This window comes from Peristeroidobacter soli (genome assembly GCF_004138485.1).
In the GTDB taxonomy this organism is placed as follows: Bacteria; Pseudomonadota; Gammaproteobacteria; order Steroidobacterales; family Steroidobacteraceae; genus Steroidobacter; species Steroidobacter soli.
Map to the genome: position 1 here is coordinate 205447 of NZ_RYEV01000007.1, position 17020 is coordinate 222466.

Annotated in this window: 12 protein-coding genes; 3 read left to right on the plus strand and 9 right to left on the minus strand. The window is 62.7% G+C overall.

Features of this window, described 5'->3' with window-relative positions:
* Positions 1-9 precede the first annotated feature (9 nt).
* Together EKO19_RS30310 and EKO19_RS30315 are read right to left on the minus strand one after the other, a co-directional pair.
* The gene (locus EKO19_RS30310; protein WP_129781159.1) at positions 10-606 is read right to left on the minus strand and encodes a Cif family virulence factor; all 597 of its coding nucleotides are present in this window, start codon (positions 604-606) and stop codon (positions 10-12) included.
* A gap of 87 nt (positions 607-693) precedes the next feature.
* Complete coding sequence (locus EKO19_RS30315) at positions 694-1155, minus strand: OsmC family protein (RefSeq protein ID WP_129781160.1); 462 nt, start codon at positions 1153-1155, stop codon at positions 694-696.
* A 157-nt stretch (positions 1156-1312) separates the two neighbouring features.
* Between EKO19_RS30315 and EKO19_RS30320 the strand changes: the two genes are divergently transcribed.
* The 3 genes from EKO19_RS30320 to ybaL all read left to right on the plus strand — a co-directional run bounded on the left by EKO19_RS30320 (position 1313) and on the right by ybaL (position 11473).
* Positions 1313-7189 (plus strand): alpha-2-macroglobulin, encoded by a 5877-nt coding sequence (locus tag EKO19_RS30320; protein WP_129781161.1) that lies wholly within the window; start codon positions 1313-1315, stop codon positions 7187-7189.
* 100 nt (positions 7190-7289) lie between these two features.
* The gene (gene pbpC, locus EKO19_RS30325) at positions 7290-9608 is read left to right on the plus strand and encodes a penicillin-binding protein 1C (RefSeq protein WP_129781162.1); all 2319 of its coding nucleotides are present in this window, start codon (positions 7290-7292) and stop codon (positions 9606-9608) included.
* A gap of 110 nt (positions 9609-9718) precedes the next feature.
* On the plus strand, positions 9719-11473 hold the full coding sequence (gene ybaL / locus EKO19_RS30330) for a cation:proton antiporter domain-containing protein (RefSeq protein ID WP_129781163.1): 1755 nt from the start codon (positions 9719-9721) through the stop codon (positions 11471-11473).
* Between the two features lie 222 nt (positions 11474-11695).
* On the opposite strand, the gene EKO19_RS30340 is transcribed toward ybaL, so the two are convergent.
* The 7 genes from EKO19_RS30340 to EKO19_RS30370 all read right to left on the minus strand — a co-directional run bounded on the left by EKO19_RS30340 (position 11696) and on the right by EKO19_RS30370 (position 16996).
* Positions 11696-12073, minus strand: a complete 378-nt coding sequence (locus EKO19_RS30340) for a type II toxin-antitoxin system VapC family toxin (protein WP_129781165.1) — start codon at positions 12071-12073, stop codon at positions 11696-11698.
* Complete coding sequence (locus EKO19_RS30345) at positions 12070-12276, minus strand: AbrB/MazE/SpoVT family DNA-binding domain-containing protein (RefSeq protein ID WP_129781166.1); 207 nt, start codon at positions 12274-12276, stop codon at positions 12070-12072. The genes EKO19_RS30340 and EKO19_RS30345 overlap by 4 nt, the downstream gene beginning before the upstream one ends.
* 228 nt (positions 12277-12504) lie before the next feature.
* Positions 12505-13284 (minus strand): DUF4261 domain-containing protein, encoded by a 780-nt coding sequence (locus EKO19_RS30350; protein WP_129781167.1) that lies wholly within the window; start codon positions 13282-13284, stop codon positions 12505-12507.
* Positions 13285-13340: 56 nt separating this feature from the next.
* The gene (locus EKO19_RS30355; RefSeq protein WP_129781168.1) at positions 13341-14750 is read right to left on the minus strand and encodes a M48 family metalloprotease; all 1410 of its coding nucleotides are present in this window, start codon (positions 14748-14750) and stop codon (positions 13341-13343) included.
* Position 14751: 1 nt separating this feature from the next.
* Positions 14752-16251 (minus strand): glycerol kinase GlpK, encoded by a 1500-nt coding sequence (glpK, locus tag EKO19_RS30360; protein WP_129781169.1) that lies wholly within the window; start codon positions 16249-16251, stop codon positions 14752-14754.
* 8 nt (positions 16252-16259) lie between these two features.
* Positions 16260-16679, minus strand: a complete 420-nt coding sequence (locus tag EKO19_RS30365; protein ID WP_129781170.1) for a hypothetical protein — start codon at positions 16677-16679, stop codon at positions 16260-16262.
* Positions 16676-16996, minus strand: a complete 321-nt coding sequence (locus EKO19_RS30370) for a hypothetical protein (protein ID WP_217705707.1) — start codon at positions 16994-16996, stop codon at positions 16676-16678. Before EKO19_RS30370 ends, EKO19_RS30365 begins: the two co-directional genes overlap by 4 nt.
* Positions 16997-17020 lie beyond the last annotated feature (24 nt).

Genomic DNA, 17020 nt, shown 5'->3' on the forward strand with positions numbered 1-17020 from the left:
AATCCTCGCTTACTTAACGTCGGCCACCTTCTCGGAGACGATGCGCCACGAAGCGCCCTCGCGCACCAGGGTCAACTCCTTACGCAACGAGTTGGTGCCGAACTTCTGCACGAACCGCACGACGCGCTTGTCGGCGCCATCGGGCTCGACACGCAGGCCTTCGACGACTGGATCGGGCACCGGGCCGGTGGCCACCTGCTCACGACGCTGTTCCAGCCAGGCCGAACTGCCGGCCGAATCCGTCGGCGCGGTGAAGCTGCCAGAATAAAGCGCAACCACCGCATCCGCTTCGCGGTTTGCCCAAGCCTGGGCCCAGCTCGCGACCACTTCCTCGGGTGTGCGCGCCGTGGTGCCGCTGGAGCGGAAATACGAGGGTGGCTCATCCAGGCAACCCGTGCCGCTATGCCGGCCCGCGGTCGGTTCCGGAATCGCCAGCGCCTCGGCCCGGTTCGGCTGGGTCATGCCGTCCGGCACTTTTAGCTGGGGATTATTACGGGACGCCATATAAGGCTGCTCCTTTTCGACGCACACCGTCGCCTTCTCGCCGCCACCACAGGCGGTCAGCAACGGCAGCAGCAGGGCACAGCACGCGAAAATCTTGTTCATGCAGCCAATCCAACCCGTAATGTTTATGGTCGAGGGCGACCCCGCGCCTCCCGACGGCGAACGGGGCATGCTACGCGGCGGAAGGATTTACGCAACCGGCTCGCAACGCACGTCGGTTTTGACCGACGAGGCGATGAAACATTCATCGTGCGAGCGATGGTGCAATTGGGCCAGCTGCCCGGCGCTCGGCACCTTCCCGGAAAACACCACTTTGGGCCGCAAGGTAACGACCGTCATGGCCATCCTGCCGGCCTCGTTCCTGGCCAACACACCCACAGCCTGGTCTTCATAAGTGTCCACGACAAAGCCCTCGGCCGCGGCAAAGGACAGGAAGAACAGCATGTGGCAGCTCGATAACGACGCAATGAATGCCTCTTCCGGATCGACCGCGCTCGGATCGGACAGCGGCACGCGGACAACGTGCGGCGAACTCGAGCCCGGCACAGTCACGCCGCCGTCGAAACGCCATTCGTGGGCCCGGGAATACTTGTTGTCAGTGAACACGGCGCCGAGGCGCTGCCAATAAACGGTCGCGGTGTACTCGCTCATGCGCGGATCCAGTAGCGGCGGGGAGCCATTGTCCCGCGCCTGCCACGGCTTTGCCACATTCCTGTCTGCGTTCGGGCAGAATCGCCGCCCAACATGCCGGTTAACGCCGCGATCTGGCTGATTCTGGCGCAAATACGTCTCGCCATGAGGTTGTGAAATGGACCGCTTTCGGAGCGCTTTACGGACGATCTTCGGAGAGCTGAACTGGCAGCCGCCGGGGTGGGTCACCGCATCCAGTGGCGCAGTCCGCCAGGGCGCGGGCCGGCTCAACACCTCGGCGCGAGCCAATCCCCGTGGCGCGGCCCTCGTGGTCGCGGGAATTGCGGCTCTGATCGCCGCGGCTTGGTTCGGCTGGCACTGGTACAAGAACCGTCCGCAACCTGTGCTCACCGAGTTCGCGGTGACCGCGCCTGGCCTCACCTGCTATGCCTGCGAGCCGCCCGGTCCGCCGAATCCGCTCGTCGTGAACTTCTCGGCATCGACCGCGACCTTGGAACGCGCCGGCCATCCCATCGACCCGATGCAAGCCGGCATCGATATCAGCCCGGCGGTGGCGGGCCAATGGTTCTGGGACGACGACCGCACGCTGCGCTTCCAGCCGGCCGCCGACTGGCCCATCGGCCAGCGCTACAAAGTCGAGCTGTCGCGCAAGCACTTCGCGGCCGCGCACGTCACGCTCAAGGACTACCAGTTCGAGTTCGAGTCGCCGGCGTTCGTCGCCAGGCTGGCCAATACCGAGTTCCATCAAGACCCGGTGGTCGCGGGCAACAAGAAAGTCGTCGCCAGCATCAGCTTCAGCCATCCGGTCGATCCGGAAAGTTTCGAGAAGCGGGTCAAGCTGAAGATGTTCAACAAGGTGACCGACACCATCGAGAAGGAACTGACCGCGCCGGCTTTCACCGTCATCTATGACAAGCTGAAGTTGAACGCCTTCGTGCACTCCGCGCAGCTGGAAGTGCCGCCCAAGGCCGGTCGCCTGCAAATCACCATCGAGCCCGGCACGCGCGCCGCACGCGGTGGCAACGAATCGAAGGACACCCTGAATGCGAGCGTCGAAGTCCCCGGCCTGAACAGTTTGAAGATTTCCAACCTGGGCCTGGACATCGTTCGCGACGAGCGCAACGAGCCCGATCAGGTGATCCTGATCAACACCTCGTTCTCGGTGCTGGAAAAGGAACTGCCGCCGAAGGTCCACGTGTGGCTGCTGCCGGAGAAACATCCGGATCCGAAGGTGCAGGGGCAGTTCAGTGGCAACAGGCCGTTCCCGTGGACCAACACCACATTCCGTCCCGAAGTGCTGACGGCGCAGACCGCGCTGAAAGTCGAACAGATTCCGGGCGAGCAGGAACACTACGAGCTGCACAGCCTGCGCTATCAAGCGGCGCCGGGCCGGTATCTCTATATCAAGATCGATGCGGGCCTGAAGTCGTTCGGCGGCTACGCGCTCGGCGATAGCGTCGAACGCATCATTCAAGTGCCGGAGTTCCCGCGCGAGCTGAGCATCCTGCACTCCGGCTCGTTGCTGTCGATGTCGGGCGAGAAGACGGTGAGTCTGTTCGCTCGCAACGTGCCGGCCATTCGGGTCGAGATCGGCCGGTTGTTGCCGCGTCAGTTACAGCATCTGGTGACGCAGACAAGCGGTAACTTCGGTACGCCGCAATTCAACAACTGGGCATTCGAATCCGCCAACATCACCGAGCGCTTCTACGAAGTCATCCGGTTGGAGACGACTGATCCAGGTAAAGCCCAGTACGAATCGGTCGACCTCGGCAAATATCTGGACGACAACGCCGGCGACCGCCGCGGCGTGTTCCTGTTCCGCGTGCAGGCGTGGAATCCGGAGAACAATCAAGCGCTGGACTACGCGCCGGAGGCTTGGAATCAATCGCTCGGCACGCAGCTGGCGGACGCGCGCCTGATCGTCGTCACCGATCTCGGCCTGGTCGTGAAGCGGTCGGTCGATGGCTCGCAAGATGTGTTCGTGCAATCCATCGCGACCGGCGCGCCGATCAGTGGCGCGTCGGTGGAAATCATCGGCCGCAACGGCTTGCCCGTGCTCACTGAGACCAGCGATACCGACGGCCACGTGCGCTTCCCCGAATTGAGAAGCTTCCAGCGTGAGAAAGCGCCGGTGCTGTATCTCGCACGGCGTGGCGGTGACAGTTCATTCCTGCCGCTCGACTATCGGGGTCGGTCGCTCGATCTGTCGCGCTTCGATATCGGAGGTGTCGAGAGCAATGCCGATCGCGCGGCGCTGTCGGCTTACATTTTCTCGGATCGCGGTATCTATCGGCCCGGCGAAGAAATTCGCGCCGGCGCGCTGGTTCGCAAGCAGGATTGGAGTCGCGGGCTGTCCGGCTTGCCGCTGCGCCTGGAAGTGACCGATCCGCAAGGCACCGTGATCCGACGCGAGACGTTCAAGCCGGGCGCGGCAGGCTTCGGCGAGATTCTGCAGCCGACCAAAGAAACATCGCCGACCGGCACGTACACGTTGGCACTGTCCATCGTGCGCGATCAATACAACGCCGATCTGATTGGCTCGACGACCGTACAGGTGCGCGACTTCCAACCGGACCGTCTGCGCATGAAGGCAACGTTCTCCGCGACATCGGCGGACGGCTGGGTGCCACCGGACAATCTCGAAGCGACCGTGCAACTGGAGAATCTGTTCGGCACGCCGGCGGAAAACCGGCGCATCGTGTCGAATCTGACACTCACGCCGAGTATTCCTTCGTTCCGCGCTTATCCGGACTATCAGTTCCACGATCCCCAGTACGCACGCGAAGGCTTCAGTGAACAGCTCGCGGACACGACGACGGATGCGCAAGGCAAGGCGACACTGTCGCTGAATCTGCAGCGCTTCGCGAAGGCGACGTATCGCGTGCACCTGGTATCGCAGGGCTTCGAGGCGGATGGCGGTCGTGGCGTCACGACCGAAGCCGCGCAACTCGTGTCGAACATGCCCTACCTCGTCGGCTACAAGGCCGATGGCGAGCTCGGTTATCTGTCGCGTAACGGCGAGCGTAACGTGCACTTCATCGCGATCGATCCGAAGGCTCAACGCACGGAGGTCAGCGGCCTGGTGCTGACTCGCTTGGAAACGCGCTTCGTCTCGGTGCTGATGCGTCAGGCGAACGGCACTTATAAATACGAGTCGCGCCGCAAGGAAACCTCGCTCGGCGACACGCCGCTGACGATCGCCGCGACCGGCTATTCGCTGAAACTTGCCACGGATGCGCCGGGCAACTTCGCCTACGTGGTGAAAGACGCGTCGGGCCAGCAGCTGGCCCGCCTCGACTATCAAGTGGCGGGTGAAGGCAATGTCACGCGCACGTTGGAAAAGAACGCCGAGCTGCAGCTGACTTTGTCGAAACGCGACTACGCGCCGGGCGAAGAAGTCGAAGTTTCGATTCGCGCTCCGTACGAAGGCGCCGGCTTGATCACTATCGAGCGCGAGCGTGTGTATGCGTGGAAGTGGTTCAAGACTTCGACCACCAGCTCGGTGCAGAAGATCACATTGCCCGCGGGGCTGGAAGGCAATGCCTATGTGTCGGTCACCTTCGTGCGCGACTCGGCGTCGTCCGAGATCTACACCAGCCCGATGTCCTACGGCGTGCAGCCGTTCTCCATCGCGGTGGATGCGCGGCGCAATCCGGTCACCGTTGAAGCGCCTACGCTGGTGAAGCCGGGTCAGGATGTGACATTCCGCTATCGCACCGAGAAGCCGTCGCGGCTGGTGTTGTTCGCGGTCGACGAAGGCATCCTGCAGGTCGCCGCGTACAAGACGCCCGATCCGCTGGGGTATTTCTTCCAGAAGCGCGCGCTCGAAGTGTCGACCACCCAGATCCTGGATCTGATCCTGCCCGAGTTCCGCCAGCTGGGTCTGGCTGCGGCGCCAGGTGGCGATGCGGAAGGTCTGCTCGGTAAGCATCTCAATCCGTTCCGTCGCAAGGGCGAGAAGCCGGTGGCATATTGGTCGGGTATTGTCGATGCGGACTCGACGACGCGCGAACTGAAGTACACGGTGCCGGACTACTTCAACGGCACGCTGCGCGTGATGGCGGTGGCGGTGACCGATGATCGCGTCGGTGTACATGAGAGTCGTACGCTGGTTCGCGGCGACTTCGTGTTGTCGCCGAACGCACCGACGACGGTGTCTCCGGGCGACGAGTTTGATGTGAGCGTCGGCGTGTCGAATAACGTCGAAGGCTCGGGCGCGAGCGCCACGGTGACAGTGACGTTGGAAACGGATGCCGGCCTCGAAGTCGTCGGCGAACCGAAGCAGGACGCAAGCATTGCCGAAGGACGCGAAGGCTCGGTGCGATTCCGGCTGCGAGCGAAAGACGTGCCGGGAGCGGCGAACATGAGCTTCACCGCTCGCACGGGCAACGCGAGCGGCAAGCGTCGCATCGATCTCAGCGTGCGGCCTGCGACGCCGTTCATGACGCAGCTGAGCGCGGGTGTCCTGCAGACGGGCGAGAAAGAGATTCGCGTCGAGCGGCAGATGTATCCGCATCACCGCACGCTGGACACCGGCGCATCGATGCTGCCGCTGCAATTCGCGCATGGGTTCGTCGCGTATCTCTCGAACTATCCGTATGCGTGCACGGAGCAGATCGTCAGCATGTCGATGCCGGCGGTATTGCTGACGTCGCGGCCGGAGTTTGGCTACGTGAAGACGCGTGACGGCTCCGACGTTTCGGCGCTGATCGGCGAATTACGTTCGCGTCAGACCGAGACCGGTGCCTACAAACTCTGGCCGGGCGGCAACGAGGTGGTCGAGTTCGTGTCGCTGTATGCCCAGCAGTTGCTGCTCGAGGCCGGCGAGCGAGGCCAGGCGATTCCGGGCGACCTGGTCGCGAATGGCAATAACTATTTGCATGAGGTCGCTCAGCGCGATGGCAACAACCTCACCGATGAGCGGCAGAGCGCGTATGCGATTTATCTGCTGACGCGTCAGGGACAGCGCATGGCGGCGGAGATCACCGCGGCTCGCAAGCGGCTGGCCGAACGCTATCGCGGGCAATGGGAGAAAGATCTGACCGCGGCGTGGCTGGCCGCTTCGCTGGATCTGATGCGGCAGGATCGTGACGCCGAGAGCCTGATCTCCGGCACTCGCTTCGATGCGACAGGCGATGAGCTGTACAACGATCCGATGACCCGCGACGCGTTGCTGCTGTTCATAATCTCGCGTCACTTTCCGGAACGGTTGAAGACCGTGCCGGGCGAAGTGTTCACGACGATGGCGAAGCGCGTGACTGACGGTTACTACCATTCGTTGTCGGCGGGCACGACGTTGCTGGCGCTGGACGCGTATGCGTCGGCGACTGAAGGCGCGGCTCGCAATCTGGCGATTGCGGAAGTGCTGAAGAACAAGAGCGTGCGTGCGCTGACGTTGCCGGAGGGCTTGTTCCCGACGGTGAAGTTCACGGATCAGGCGGCGGCGCTGAGATTCACGAACAACACCAACCTCAATGCGTACTACTTGATCGAACAGTCCGGCTTCGATCGCAAGCCTCCGACGCAGGCGATCAAGCAGGGGCTGGAAGTGTTGCGTGAATACACGGATGGCAGCGGCAAGCCGATCACGTCGATCAAGATGGGACAGCAGATCGATGTGCACCTGAAGTTCCGGGGCTTGAAGGAAGGCGCATATTCGAACATCGCGCTGGTCGACCTGTTGCCCGGTGGCTTCGAGCTGGTGGTACCGACGGAAGCGGCGCAGGCGCCGTTCAGTGAGGCTTCTTCTGCTTCTGAAGGTGAAGGCGATGGTGAGTACGACCCGTCCTATGAGGGGTGGCAGTGCCAGGTGTGCGTAGGCAACGTGAAGGCGGCCCTGCAGTACGCCGATATGCGCGAGGATCGTGTGGTGTTCTACGCGAATGCGAGCGGCGAGGTGTCCGAGATCGTTTATCGGATCAAGGCGACGAACGTCGGCTCGTATGTCACGCCGCCTGCGTATGGCGAGGCGATGTATGACCGGAGCGTCGTTGGCCGGTCGGCCGCCGGTCGCATTGAGGTATCGCGGCCGTGAGAGAAGAAGGGAGCGTCAGTGGCTCGCAGCGGGAGGGGCCGGTAGGTCCTCCCGCTGCCGATAGCGCCGTGGAACCGGTCAGGCCGGGAGCTATCTGATCATGCGCTGGCGGCGAGCACTCGGCGTAGCTGTCTTGGTCGTGATCGTAGCGGCGACGCTCGTCACGATCCGGCTGTGGCCGCGCGAGCCGCTCGCCGCCAAGATTGCTTCTTCGACGGCGATCTTCGATCGGCAAGGCCGGCTGCTGAGACTCACATTGGCGAGCGATCACCAGTATCGCTTGTGGACGCCGATCGAAGACATCTCGCCCGAACTGGTCGATGCCCTGCTGCTCCACGAAGACCAGCATTTCTACTGGCATCCCGGCGTCAACGTCGCCTCGTTGGTACGCGCGGCGACGTCGACGTACTCCGGCGGCCCGCGCGTGGGCGGCTCGACGATCACGATGCAGCTCGCCCGGCTGATGTACGGACTGAACACCAAGAGCATCAGCGGCAAACTCCAGCAGATCGTCCGCGCCGTGCAACTGGAGCTCTGCTATTCCAAGCGGGAGCTGCTCGAAGCGCATCTTAACCTGATGCCCTACGGAGGAAACATTCAAGGCGTCGGCGCCGCCAGCCTGATCTATTTCGACAAGTCGGCGAAACGGCTCGGCTTGGCTGAGTCACTGACGCTCGTACTCATCCCGCAATCCCCCGCGCGTCGTGCGCCCACCCTCGACGAACCCGCCGACCTCCGCGACGCGCGCTTGCGCCTCTTTGCCCGTTGGGTCGAGGAACATCCGGACGCGGCCAGCTCAGCCGACCACATCGCTACGCCGCTGCGTTACGCCTCCCTGCGTGACCTCCCCTTCGCCGCACCTCACTTCACGAACGCCATCCTGCAGCGACCCCGACCGGCGTCGGTTCATTCAGTAAACACGACGCTCGATCTTCGAACCCAACGAACGCTCGAACGAGTCATCACGACCTACGTCCGCGAACACAGCAACATCGGCATTCACAACGCCGCTGCCATGCTGGTCGACTATCGAGACCTTTCCGTAAAGGCGATGATCGGTTCGGCCGATTTCTTCGCGGCCGACATCGAAGGCCAGGTGAACGGCACCCTGGCCAAGCGCTCGCCCGGCTCGGCGCTGAAACCGTTCATCTACGCGCTGGCCATCGATCAGGGCGTGATCCATCCGCAAACGGTGTTGAAAGATACGCCGACCGCCTTCGGCCCCTTCAACCCGGAAAACTTCGACGGCCGTTTCGTGGGCCCGATCACCGCGCGTGAGGCGTTGATCCGCTCACGCAACGTCCCGGCGATGACACTCTCATCGCAACTCTCGACGCCCTCGCTCTATCAGTTCCTGCGCAGTGCCGGCATCACCAAGATGGCGAGTGAGAAACATTACGGCCTCGCGCTCACCCTGGGCGGCGGCGAAATCACGATAGAAGAGGCCGCGACGCTGTATGCGATGCTGGCGAATCGCGGCCGTCTCGCGCCCTTGCGCTATCTCACCGCCGAACCCCGAGCCGACGGGCTCCGCATGCTGTCGGAAGAAGCGAGCTTCATGACGCTGGACATGCTCCGCTCGGCGCCGCGTCCCGAAGATTCATTCGCTCGTCGTCGCAGCGGCGTGCAGGCTGCGTGGAAAACCGGCACGTCGTGGGGCTTCCGCGATGCCTGGACCGCCGGCACATTCGGCCCTTACGTTCTGGTCGTGTGGGTCGGCAACTTCGACGGTCGAGGCAATCCCGCATTCGTTGGGGTGCAGGCAGCCGCGCCGCTGTTCTTTCGCCTGCTCGATGCGCTCGCGGCTCAGGAAAAACTCATCGAGCCGATCTATCGACAGCCGCCGCGCATGGAACGAGTGGAAGTCTGCAGCGCATCGGGCGATCTGCCGAATTCGGAGTGCCCGCAGGTGGTGAGCACCTGGTACATCCCCGGCGTGTCACCGATTCGTGTGAGTCAGATTCACCGGCGCGTCTGGATCGATACCCGAACCGGCGAGCAAGCCTGTCCGCCGTACGATCCATCGCATACACGCAGCGAGGTTTATGAATTCTGGCCTACGGACCTGTTGCAACTGTTCGCGCAGGCCGGCATGCCGCGTCGACGGCCGCCGCCGCCGGCGGATTGCCAGCGGGATGTCCCGAGTGGTACGCCACCCCAGATCACATCGCCTGTCATCGCTGTGACATACAGCGTGCGCAGTGGACGCGTCGGCAGCGAAACCATCCCACTGGCCGCCAATGCGGACAGCGAAGTGCGACGACTGCATTGGTTCGTCGATGAAAGCTACGTCGGCACGGGCACGCCCGGCGTGGCGATCGGCTGGCACCCGCAGCGCGCGGGACATTACATGGTACGCACAGTGGACGATCGGGGTCGCGCCGACAGCCGGGCGCTGGCGGTCGAGATCGTTCGCTAGCCCGGTCCATATAAAGGAACGATTAACCTCGCGAGCGGAGCGGTTACTATGGAGTGCCTCGCGGGTGCCGCTGCGCTCGCGTTCACTCGATCCCAGGTGACCCCTAGCGCATGCCACATCAATCCGACCTGATTGCACTCATCGCCATCGGCTTCGTGCTGGCCTTGGGCTTCGGCTTCCTCGCCGCCAGACTGCGCATGCCGCCGCTGGTGGGCTATCTGGTCGCCGGAATTGCAATCGGGCCGTTCACGCCGGGCTTCGTCGCGGACGCGGGTCTCGCCGGGCAACTGGCGGAAATCGGCGTCATCCTGTTGATGTTCGGCGTCGGTCTGCACTTCTCCATCGGCACCTTGCTCAAGGTCCGTAACATCGCGCTGCCCGGCGCGATCGTGCAGATCGCAGTGGCAACCATCATTGGCCTCGGCCTGGCGCGGCTGTGGAATTGGAGCACGACCTCGGGAATCGTGTTCGGCCTGGCGCTGTCGGTCGCCAGCACCGTCGTGTTGTTACGAGCGCTCGAACAACGTAACGAGCTGGATACCGAACAGGGTCGCATCGCTGTGGGCTGGCTGGTGGTCGAGGACCTGGCGATGGTCGTGGCACTGGTGTTCCTGCCCGCCCTCGCGCACACCGGCGACAGTGCTGGTCAGAGCAGCTTGTTTGTGAGCCTCGGCGTGACGTCTTTGAAGGTCGCGATATTCGTGGCGCTCATGATGGTTGGCGGCCGACGCATCGTGCCTTGGCTACTGCTGCAGGTCGCACGCACTGGGTCGCGTGAGCTGTTCACTCTGGCCGTGCTGGGAATTGCGTTGGGCATCGCTTACGGATCGGCCATGTTGTTCGACGTGTCCTTCGCGCTCGGCGCATTCTTCGCGGGTGTGATGCTGGCCGAGTCGGACCTGAGTCATCAGGCGGCGGAGAATTCGTTGCCGCTACAGGATGCGTTCGCGGTGATGTTCTTCGTGTCGGTCGGCATGTTGTTCGACCCCGCGGTGATCCTGCGGCAGCCGCTGGAGTTGCTGGGCGTGCTGTTCGTCATTCTGGTGGGCAAGTCGCTCGCGGCCTTCGCCATCGTGCTCGCGTTCGGTTACGCCGTGCGCACGGCACTGACGATTTCGGCGAGCCTGGCACAGATCGGTGAGTTCTCCTTCATTCTCGCCGGCCTCGGCGTCGGCCTCGGTCTGCTGCCGCCCGAAGGGCGCGATTTGATCCTGGCTGGTGCGCTGTTATCCATTACTTTGAATCCCTTCGCCTTCGCGACCATTGCGCCGATCGCGCGTTGGCTGAATGAGCGGCCGAAGCTGCTGGCGTTTTTCACTCGGAAGGATGGCAAGCTCTCGTCACTGCCGCCTGATCAGCAAGTTTCGCGGCTGCGAAATCATGCGGTGATCGTTGGTTACGGACGCGTCGGCAGCGTCGTCGGTTATGGATTGCAGGCGCAGGGGCTCGAGTATGTCGTGATTGAGATGAGCCGTCGGGTCGTCGATCAGCTGCGTGAGGACAAGATCACGGCGGTGTATGGCGATGCGACTGCGCATGGCGTGATGGAGCTTGCGCAGATCGAACATGCGCGGTTGTTGGTGATCGCTTCACCCGATGGCTTTCACGCCCGCCGGATTCTCGAACTCGCTCGCGCCAAGAATCCCAAGATTGCGGTGGTCGTGCGGACCCACAGCTCGTCGGAGCTGAAGTATTTGATCCGCCAAGGCGTCGACCGCGCCGTCATGGGCGAGCTCGAGCTTGCATTGGAAATGACCGACTACGCGCTACGCAGCCTCGGCGTGTCGGAGGAGCGATGCAAGATATTGACGCAGTGGTTGAGGAACGAAGGGGTCGCGGGGTCGCCGAAAGATCCAGGGGCGTAACGAGCCGGAGGTCCTGGATGTCGCTGTTCAACTTCTGGCGCAAGCGCCGGCCCCGAAAGAAGCCCTCCGTAAGCGGCTTCGCCTGGGCCCTGCTCTTTCTAAGCGGCGGCCGCATGCCCCCGCCGCCGCCTCAGTCGCAGATCGAACAGGAGGCGGGAGAAAGGAAGAATCGAGCGGTGGGGCGGGACAAGGAATAGGACTCAGCCCACGTTCTCTTGTGAGCTACTTTTCTTTGGCGATGTATTTGATACCGGGAATGGGCGCGAAGTCCGCATCCTGAGTCCAGAGAGTCGCATCACGCAACGTCGCGGTAGCCAACATGATGCTATCCGCCATGGGTAGAGCCAAGGTTCGAGAGAGTCGTGCCGCGTTCAGTGCCAGTGGCGCAGTCAAGCTCACGATCTCGCCTTGATGCATCAGCGCAACCGCGTGCAAGGCAGCAGCTTCGTCCCGCTGCTGCAGAATGCGCTTGAAGACCTCATAAATGGAAATCGTGGGAACGACGAGTTCTTCGATCTTCTCGACCGCCGGTGCGAAGAAGCTGGCGTTCGGACCATCCGCGAAGTATTCCAGCCAGCCTGAGGAATCAACCACATTCATGCGCGATCGTGTTCTCGCTTCACCGTGGTATCGATTCCCTTGAGCATGCCGCGTGCCTTGCGCATGGGGCGCAGCGGGATGAGTTCGATTCGATCCTGATACTGCAGAGCCTGAATGCGTTGCCCCGGCTTTATGCCGAGGGCATTGCGGATGACCTGAGGGATGACCACCTGGAATCTGGGCGAAACGGTAACTGTCGTCATATGACTTCCTCGACGCGGTGAACGTTTTGCGGTCATGGTAGGAAGCCCTTCATCTGATTGTCTAGCATCTCTAAGCTCGACGCTCCGCGGCACTTGCCGCGCGTCTCTCCGCGGACACAGTACGACGAATTGCGACGAGCACAAAGAGAAGGATTCGCGCAAGCAGTGACCAGCGCCATCGAGGTGCATGAGAAACTCAGCGACGAAACGCTTCAGCGGAAACGCCCTTCACCACAGCTTCCACCAAGGCTTCGCCGCCGTTTCATATTGAAGTTGCATGACCCGTTTGTCGCTGCCGAACGCCGAGTCCGAATAGACGATGCGGATCTTCTCCCTCGCATTCTGGCCGATGGTGTGTCCGTCGCGGATCACCGGGCCGTTCTCCAGGAGATATCCGGCCAGGCCATGCAGGCGTTGACGCAGGTCGCTGGGTTTCTCGGGCGATTCCTGAGTTTCCAGTTCCATGTGCCCGAGCGCCTCCATGCCCTGGGTGAAACCGCCGCTGGAGGCCTTGGTTTGCCAGCCGACGCGGAAGTCGATCCAGATATCGAGCGGCGGGCCGTGAGGCAGCACCTCCGTGCAGAAATCGAGGAACAGGTTTTTAGGAACGACCAGAGTGGCGTTGCCCCAGTACACGCCGATCGCGCCCTCGCAGGCGGCGAGCACGGCGGCGGTTGCCTTGGTGAGCAGGATCGCTTGCTCGACTTTGGTGAGATCGCTCATCACCGTCACGATCAGATGAGCCTGGTGACCCTGGACCTCCGCGGCGGCGTCCTTCCAAAGCAAACTGGTGGTGCAGGGTCCTTCCAGATCGGACCAGGGAATGGGGGCGTCGATATTCCCAAGCACGAGCGTGCCATCCTTCAGCTGGAACGCCCGCGCGCCGCTTTCATCCGTCTCCGAGACCAGGCCGAGCTCGGGATAACGACTCTTGAGCTCGCGCTCGATCGCGGCCGAGGGCACCTCGATCGGCTGACGCAGCAGGATCATCGAGATCATCACGGACATTTATTGTTAACCCGCCCATCGACCGCCCGGGTGAATACTATGTCCGCAGCAGGAAGTCACCGCAACAGAGCATGCAAAAGGACGGTGGGCAGCAGGGTAAACAGCCCGGACAGCGCGATCGACACCATCACCAGCAAATAAATCGCGACGCTCAACAACGAAACAACCACCACGCCCAGCACTCCGACGAGGAGCTGAGCCCACAGCGGCATGCGACGCGGAGCAGACAGAACGACCGTCGCGCCCATTCGCGCCAACGCCTTCAGACGTTTGTCATGCGCGGGATACATGGGCACGCTCGAGCCACTGAGCAATCCGCCGCGACGGGCGCCGCCGGCGACGAGCATGTGAGAGCACCAAGCGGGGAAGCCGCCGCCATTACCGACGTCACCGAGTGCATCGCTGAGGGCTTGGGGATCGCGAGTCAGCTGGACCGCGATGGCGTCAGCGAGATATTTGCGACGACGCCAGATCAGGGCGAGCAGCGGCTCGAGCAGGAAGGTGCTGACCATGCCGCCGAAGAAACCGCTGATCACGACGGGCCCGAACAGCGGCATGCGAATCCATTCACGCCACGTCATCTGATTCGACGTATTCCCGCCGGCGGAGCGCGAGCTCTGAGCATTACCAAATGGATTGGTGAGCTCCAGAATCAATCGGGAATCCGCACTCGACGCGCCGGGTTTCAAGGCCACGCGCAACGTCTGCCAAAGTCGCGACCAGGCGGGCGGGTCGACGATGCCGTCGCTCAAGCGCGCGACGAAGCCGAACAGACTCAGCGTCTGCGCCACTCGCATCCCTTGCACGACATCGCCGTTGGCGATGAGCCCGACGAGATGCCCGGCGACCGCCTGCATTCGCGCGCGATCCAGTTTTTCGAGCAGCCCCGTGGACACCAGCACAGTCACCGTCTCATCGTCGGGCCCATACACGGCCGCGTTGACGACCGGAGTGTCGATGATGGCGACCTTCGGCATCTTGATGTTGGCGGCGAGGGCCATTTCGGCAACGACGTTCGCGAGCCGCTGCTCCGAAAGCACCGAGAGATTTGGCGCTCGCAAGGCCAGTTCCTGCGCGCCGCCCTCTTCCGCTTCGCGCACGATACGTCGCAACGTCAACAGAACGATGAACACCGCCACCAAGCCTGGCAGCGCGGCGATGATCGCAAGCTGCAGCCAGCTGCCGACCGATTGGGTCTCGATGTTATCGACGGCGTGGCTCAGCATCGCGCCGACCGTGCCGAGCAGATCGGGCATCGGCACGACCAGATTGATCACGTCGAGCAGCAGCCCGATCACCGCATAGAACAGCGGCGACGTGAGCGTCGCAACGACGAACGCGAGAATTGCGACGCAAACACCGGCGACCGCGCTGACCTGCCACGCCGCGCGACGATGACGCGCGATGGCGGCGAAAAAACTCTCGCGTTCTTCCGCGGTCCACAGGGGGAGCTCGGCCGCCGACATGTCACTCCATCCAATTGAACGAGCGCGTCACCGCTTTCTGCCAGGACGAATACAAATGCCCGCGATCTTCCTTGCTCATACGCGGCCGCCAGGTGTGCGACACACCCCAGTTGCGACGCAGATCGTCGGTGCTCTGCCAATAACCTGTCGCCAGGCCCGCGGCATATGCCGCGCCCAATGCCGTCGTTTCGGTCACTCTCGGGCGCACCACACTCGCGTCCAGAATGTCCGATTGAAACTGCATCAACAGCTCGTTCACGACCATGCCGCCATCCACACGCAGTTCCTGCAATTGAATGCGGGAGTCCTGCTCCATCGCCGCGACCACATCGCGCGTTTGATAGGCCGTCGCTTCGAGCGCCGCGCGAGCGATGTGCCCACGATTGGCATAACGAGTCAGTCCCGTGATCACACCACGCGCGTGATCCTTCCAATACGGCGCATACAGCCCCGAGAACGCCGGCACGATGTAAACGTCGCCATTGTCCTTCACGCTCGCCGCGAGGGCTTCGATCTCGCCGCTGTCGCGGATCAGACCCAAGTTGTCGCGCAGCCACTGCACCAGTGCGCCGGAAATCGCTATCGATCCTTCTAACGCAAAGCAGGCGGGATTCCTGCCAAATTGATAGGCGACGGTAGTCACCAGGCCGGCGGCCGACGATACCGGCTTGGGTCCGGTGTTCATGAGCAGGAAGCAACCGGTGCCATACGTGTTCTTGGCTTCGCCGGGCTCGAAGCAGGTCTGGCCCACCAAGGCGGCTTGCTGATCGCCAAGGATGCCGGCGATGGGCACGCCTTTGAGCGGGCCGTCGGCGACCTGACCGTAGACTTCACTGGATGACTTGATCGTCGGTAGCACACTGCGTGGAATCGAGAACGTTCGCAGCAGCTCGTCATCCCATTGCAGTGAGTCCAGCCGCATCAGCTGCGTGCGACTCGCGTTGGTCACGTCGGTGAGATGCAAACCGCCCTTCGCCCCGCCCGTGAGATTCCATAGCACCCAGGTATCCATCGTGCCGAACAGCAGATGGCCGGCGTCGGCGAGCGACCGCGCATTCGGCACGTTGTCGAGCAGCCACTTCAATTTCAGACCGCTGAAGTAGCTCGCGAGCGGCAGGCCAGTGGCCGCACGGAAGCGATCCTTGCCGCCTTGTCCGGAGAAATACGCGACGAGCGGATCGACACGAGTGTCCTGCCACACCAACGCGTTGTGTAGCGGCTCACCCGTGCGGCGATCCCAGATCATCGTTGTCTCGCGCTGATTGGTGATGCCAATGGCGACGATGTCTTTCGCCGTGAGCTTCGCGGATCGCAAGGCTTCGGCGATCACCGCGTCGGTGTTGCGAGCGATATCGACTGGCGAGTGCTCGACCCAGCCGGGCTGCGGAAAGATCTGCGGATGTTCCTGTTGAGCGCTGGCGACGATGTTGCCTGCCTGATCGAACACGATGAAGCGCGAGCTGGTCGTCCCTTGATCGACGGCACCTACGAAGGAGCTCATGGCGAACCTCACTCAGTGGCGGGCAACATGAACACGCACCGAGCCTCGGGCGAGTCGAGCTGCGATTTGCGGTAGCTCCGGGCGATCGGCCCGTTGCGATGATCCAGCAGCTCGGGGCGCCGTTGAATCATCGCATCGAACGACTCGCCGGCCGGCGACCGCAGACACAGCTCCTCGTTCAACAACACCAGGTAAGCCCAGGTGATGGTCTCGTGATACTTGCCCTCGGCGCCGACCTTGGCAACGTAGTTTTGCAAATGCCGGCGAAACTGCAGCGCGCCTTCGGGAAAGCCGTCCCGCTGCAGATAGCTCCAGGCAACCGACAAGTGCTGGCGATGGCTGAACCGCGCCGGATCGAGCGAGCCGTTCTCGAACGCGACCAGGATTTCGTCCACGGGCGTCGGCTGACGCGCTGGCTGAGCACTCATGTGCGATTCCTCCCACTGCGATGTTTGCTGGCCGCGCCCACGCGCTTCGCCGTCGCACGGGTGACGGCGCGTTCGGACTCGACCAATTGGTGGCTGTCGGCGGCGGTCAGATCCAGTCCGTAAATCTTCTTCAGCTCGGCGATCTGCGCCAGGGTCGGCGCGCTGAATGCCTGCTCGCCTTCGAAGGCATGCAACACGATGCCTTCCAGCAGATCGCCCAGCGAGGTGTTCTTCAGGGCCGCCAAGGCCTTGAGCACATTGAGCAAACGAGCTTCCAGACGAACGCCGGTCTGGACCCGGGTGACGGTGGTGGTCATGGCGGGTACCTTGGTAACTTGGTA

Bases quoted from the DNA above. Each gene is read 5' to 3' on its own strand.
- EKO19_RS30310 (WP_129781159.1), bottom strand. From the start codon at position 606: ATGAACAAGATTTTCGCGTGCTGTGCCCTGCTGCTGCCGTTGCTGACC.
- EKO19_RS30315 (WP_129781160.1), bottom strand. From the start codon at position 1,155: ATGAGCGAGTACACCGCGACCGTTTATTGGCAGCGCCTCGGCGCCGTG.
- EKO19_RS30320 (WP_129781161.1), top strand. From the start codon at position 1,313: ATGGACCGCTTTCGGAGCGCTTTACGGACGATCTTCGGAGAGCTGAAC.
- pbpC (WP_129781162.1), top strand. From the start codon at position 7,290: ATGCGCTGGCGGCGAGCACTCGGCGTAGCTGTCTTGGTCGTGATCGTA.
- ybaL (WP_129781163.1), top strand. From the start codon at position 9,719: ATGCCACATCAATCCGACCTGATTGCACTCATCGCCATCGGCTTCGTG.
- EKO19_RS30340 (WP_129781165.1), bottom strand. From the start codon at position 12,073: ATGAATGTGGTTGATTCCTCAGGCTGGCTGGAATACTTCGCGGATGGT.
- EKO19_RS30345 (WP_129781166.1), bottom strand. From the start codon at position 12,276: ATGACGACAGTTACCGTTTCGCCCAGATTCCAGGTGGTCATCCCTCAG.
- EKO19_RS30350 (WP_129781167.1), bottom strand. From the start codon at position 13,284: ATGTCCGTGATGATCTCGATGATCCTGCTGCGTCAGCCGATCGAGGTG.
- EKO19_RS30355 (WP_129781168.1), bottom strand. From the start codon at position 14,750: ATGTCGGCGGCCGAGCTCCCCCTGTGGACCGCGGAAGAACGCGAGAGT.
- glpK (WP_129781169.1), bottom strand. From the start codon at position 16,251: ATGAGCTCCTTCGTAGGTGCCGTCGATCAAGGGACGACCAGCTCGCGC.
- EKO19_RS30365 (WP_129781170.1), bottom strand. From the start codon at position 16,679: ATGAGTGCTCAGCCAGCGCGTCAGCCGACGCCCGTGGACGAAATCCTG.
- EKO19_RS30370 (WP_217705707.1), bottom strand. From the start codon at position 16,996: ATGACCACCACCGTCACCCGGGTCCAGACCGGCGTTCGTCTGGAAGCT.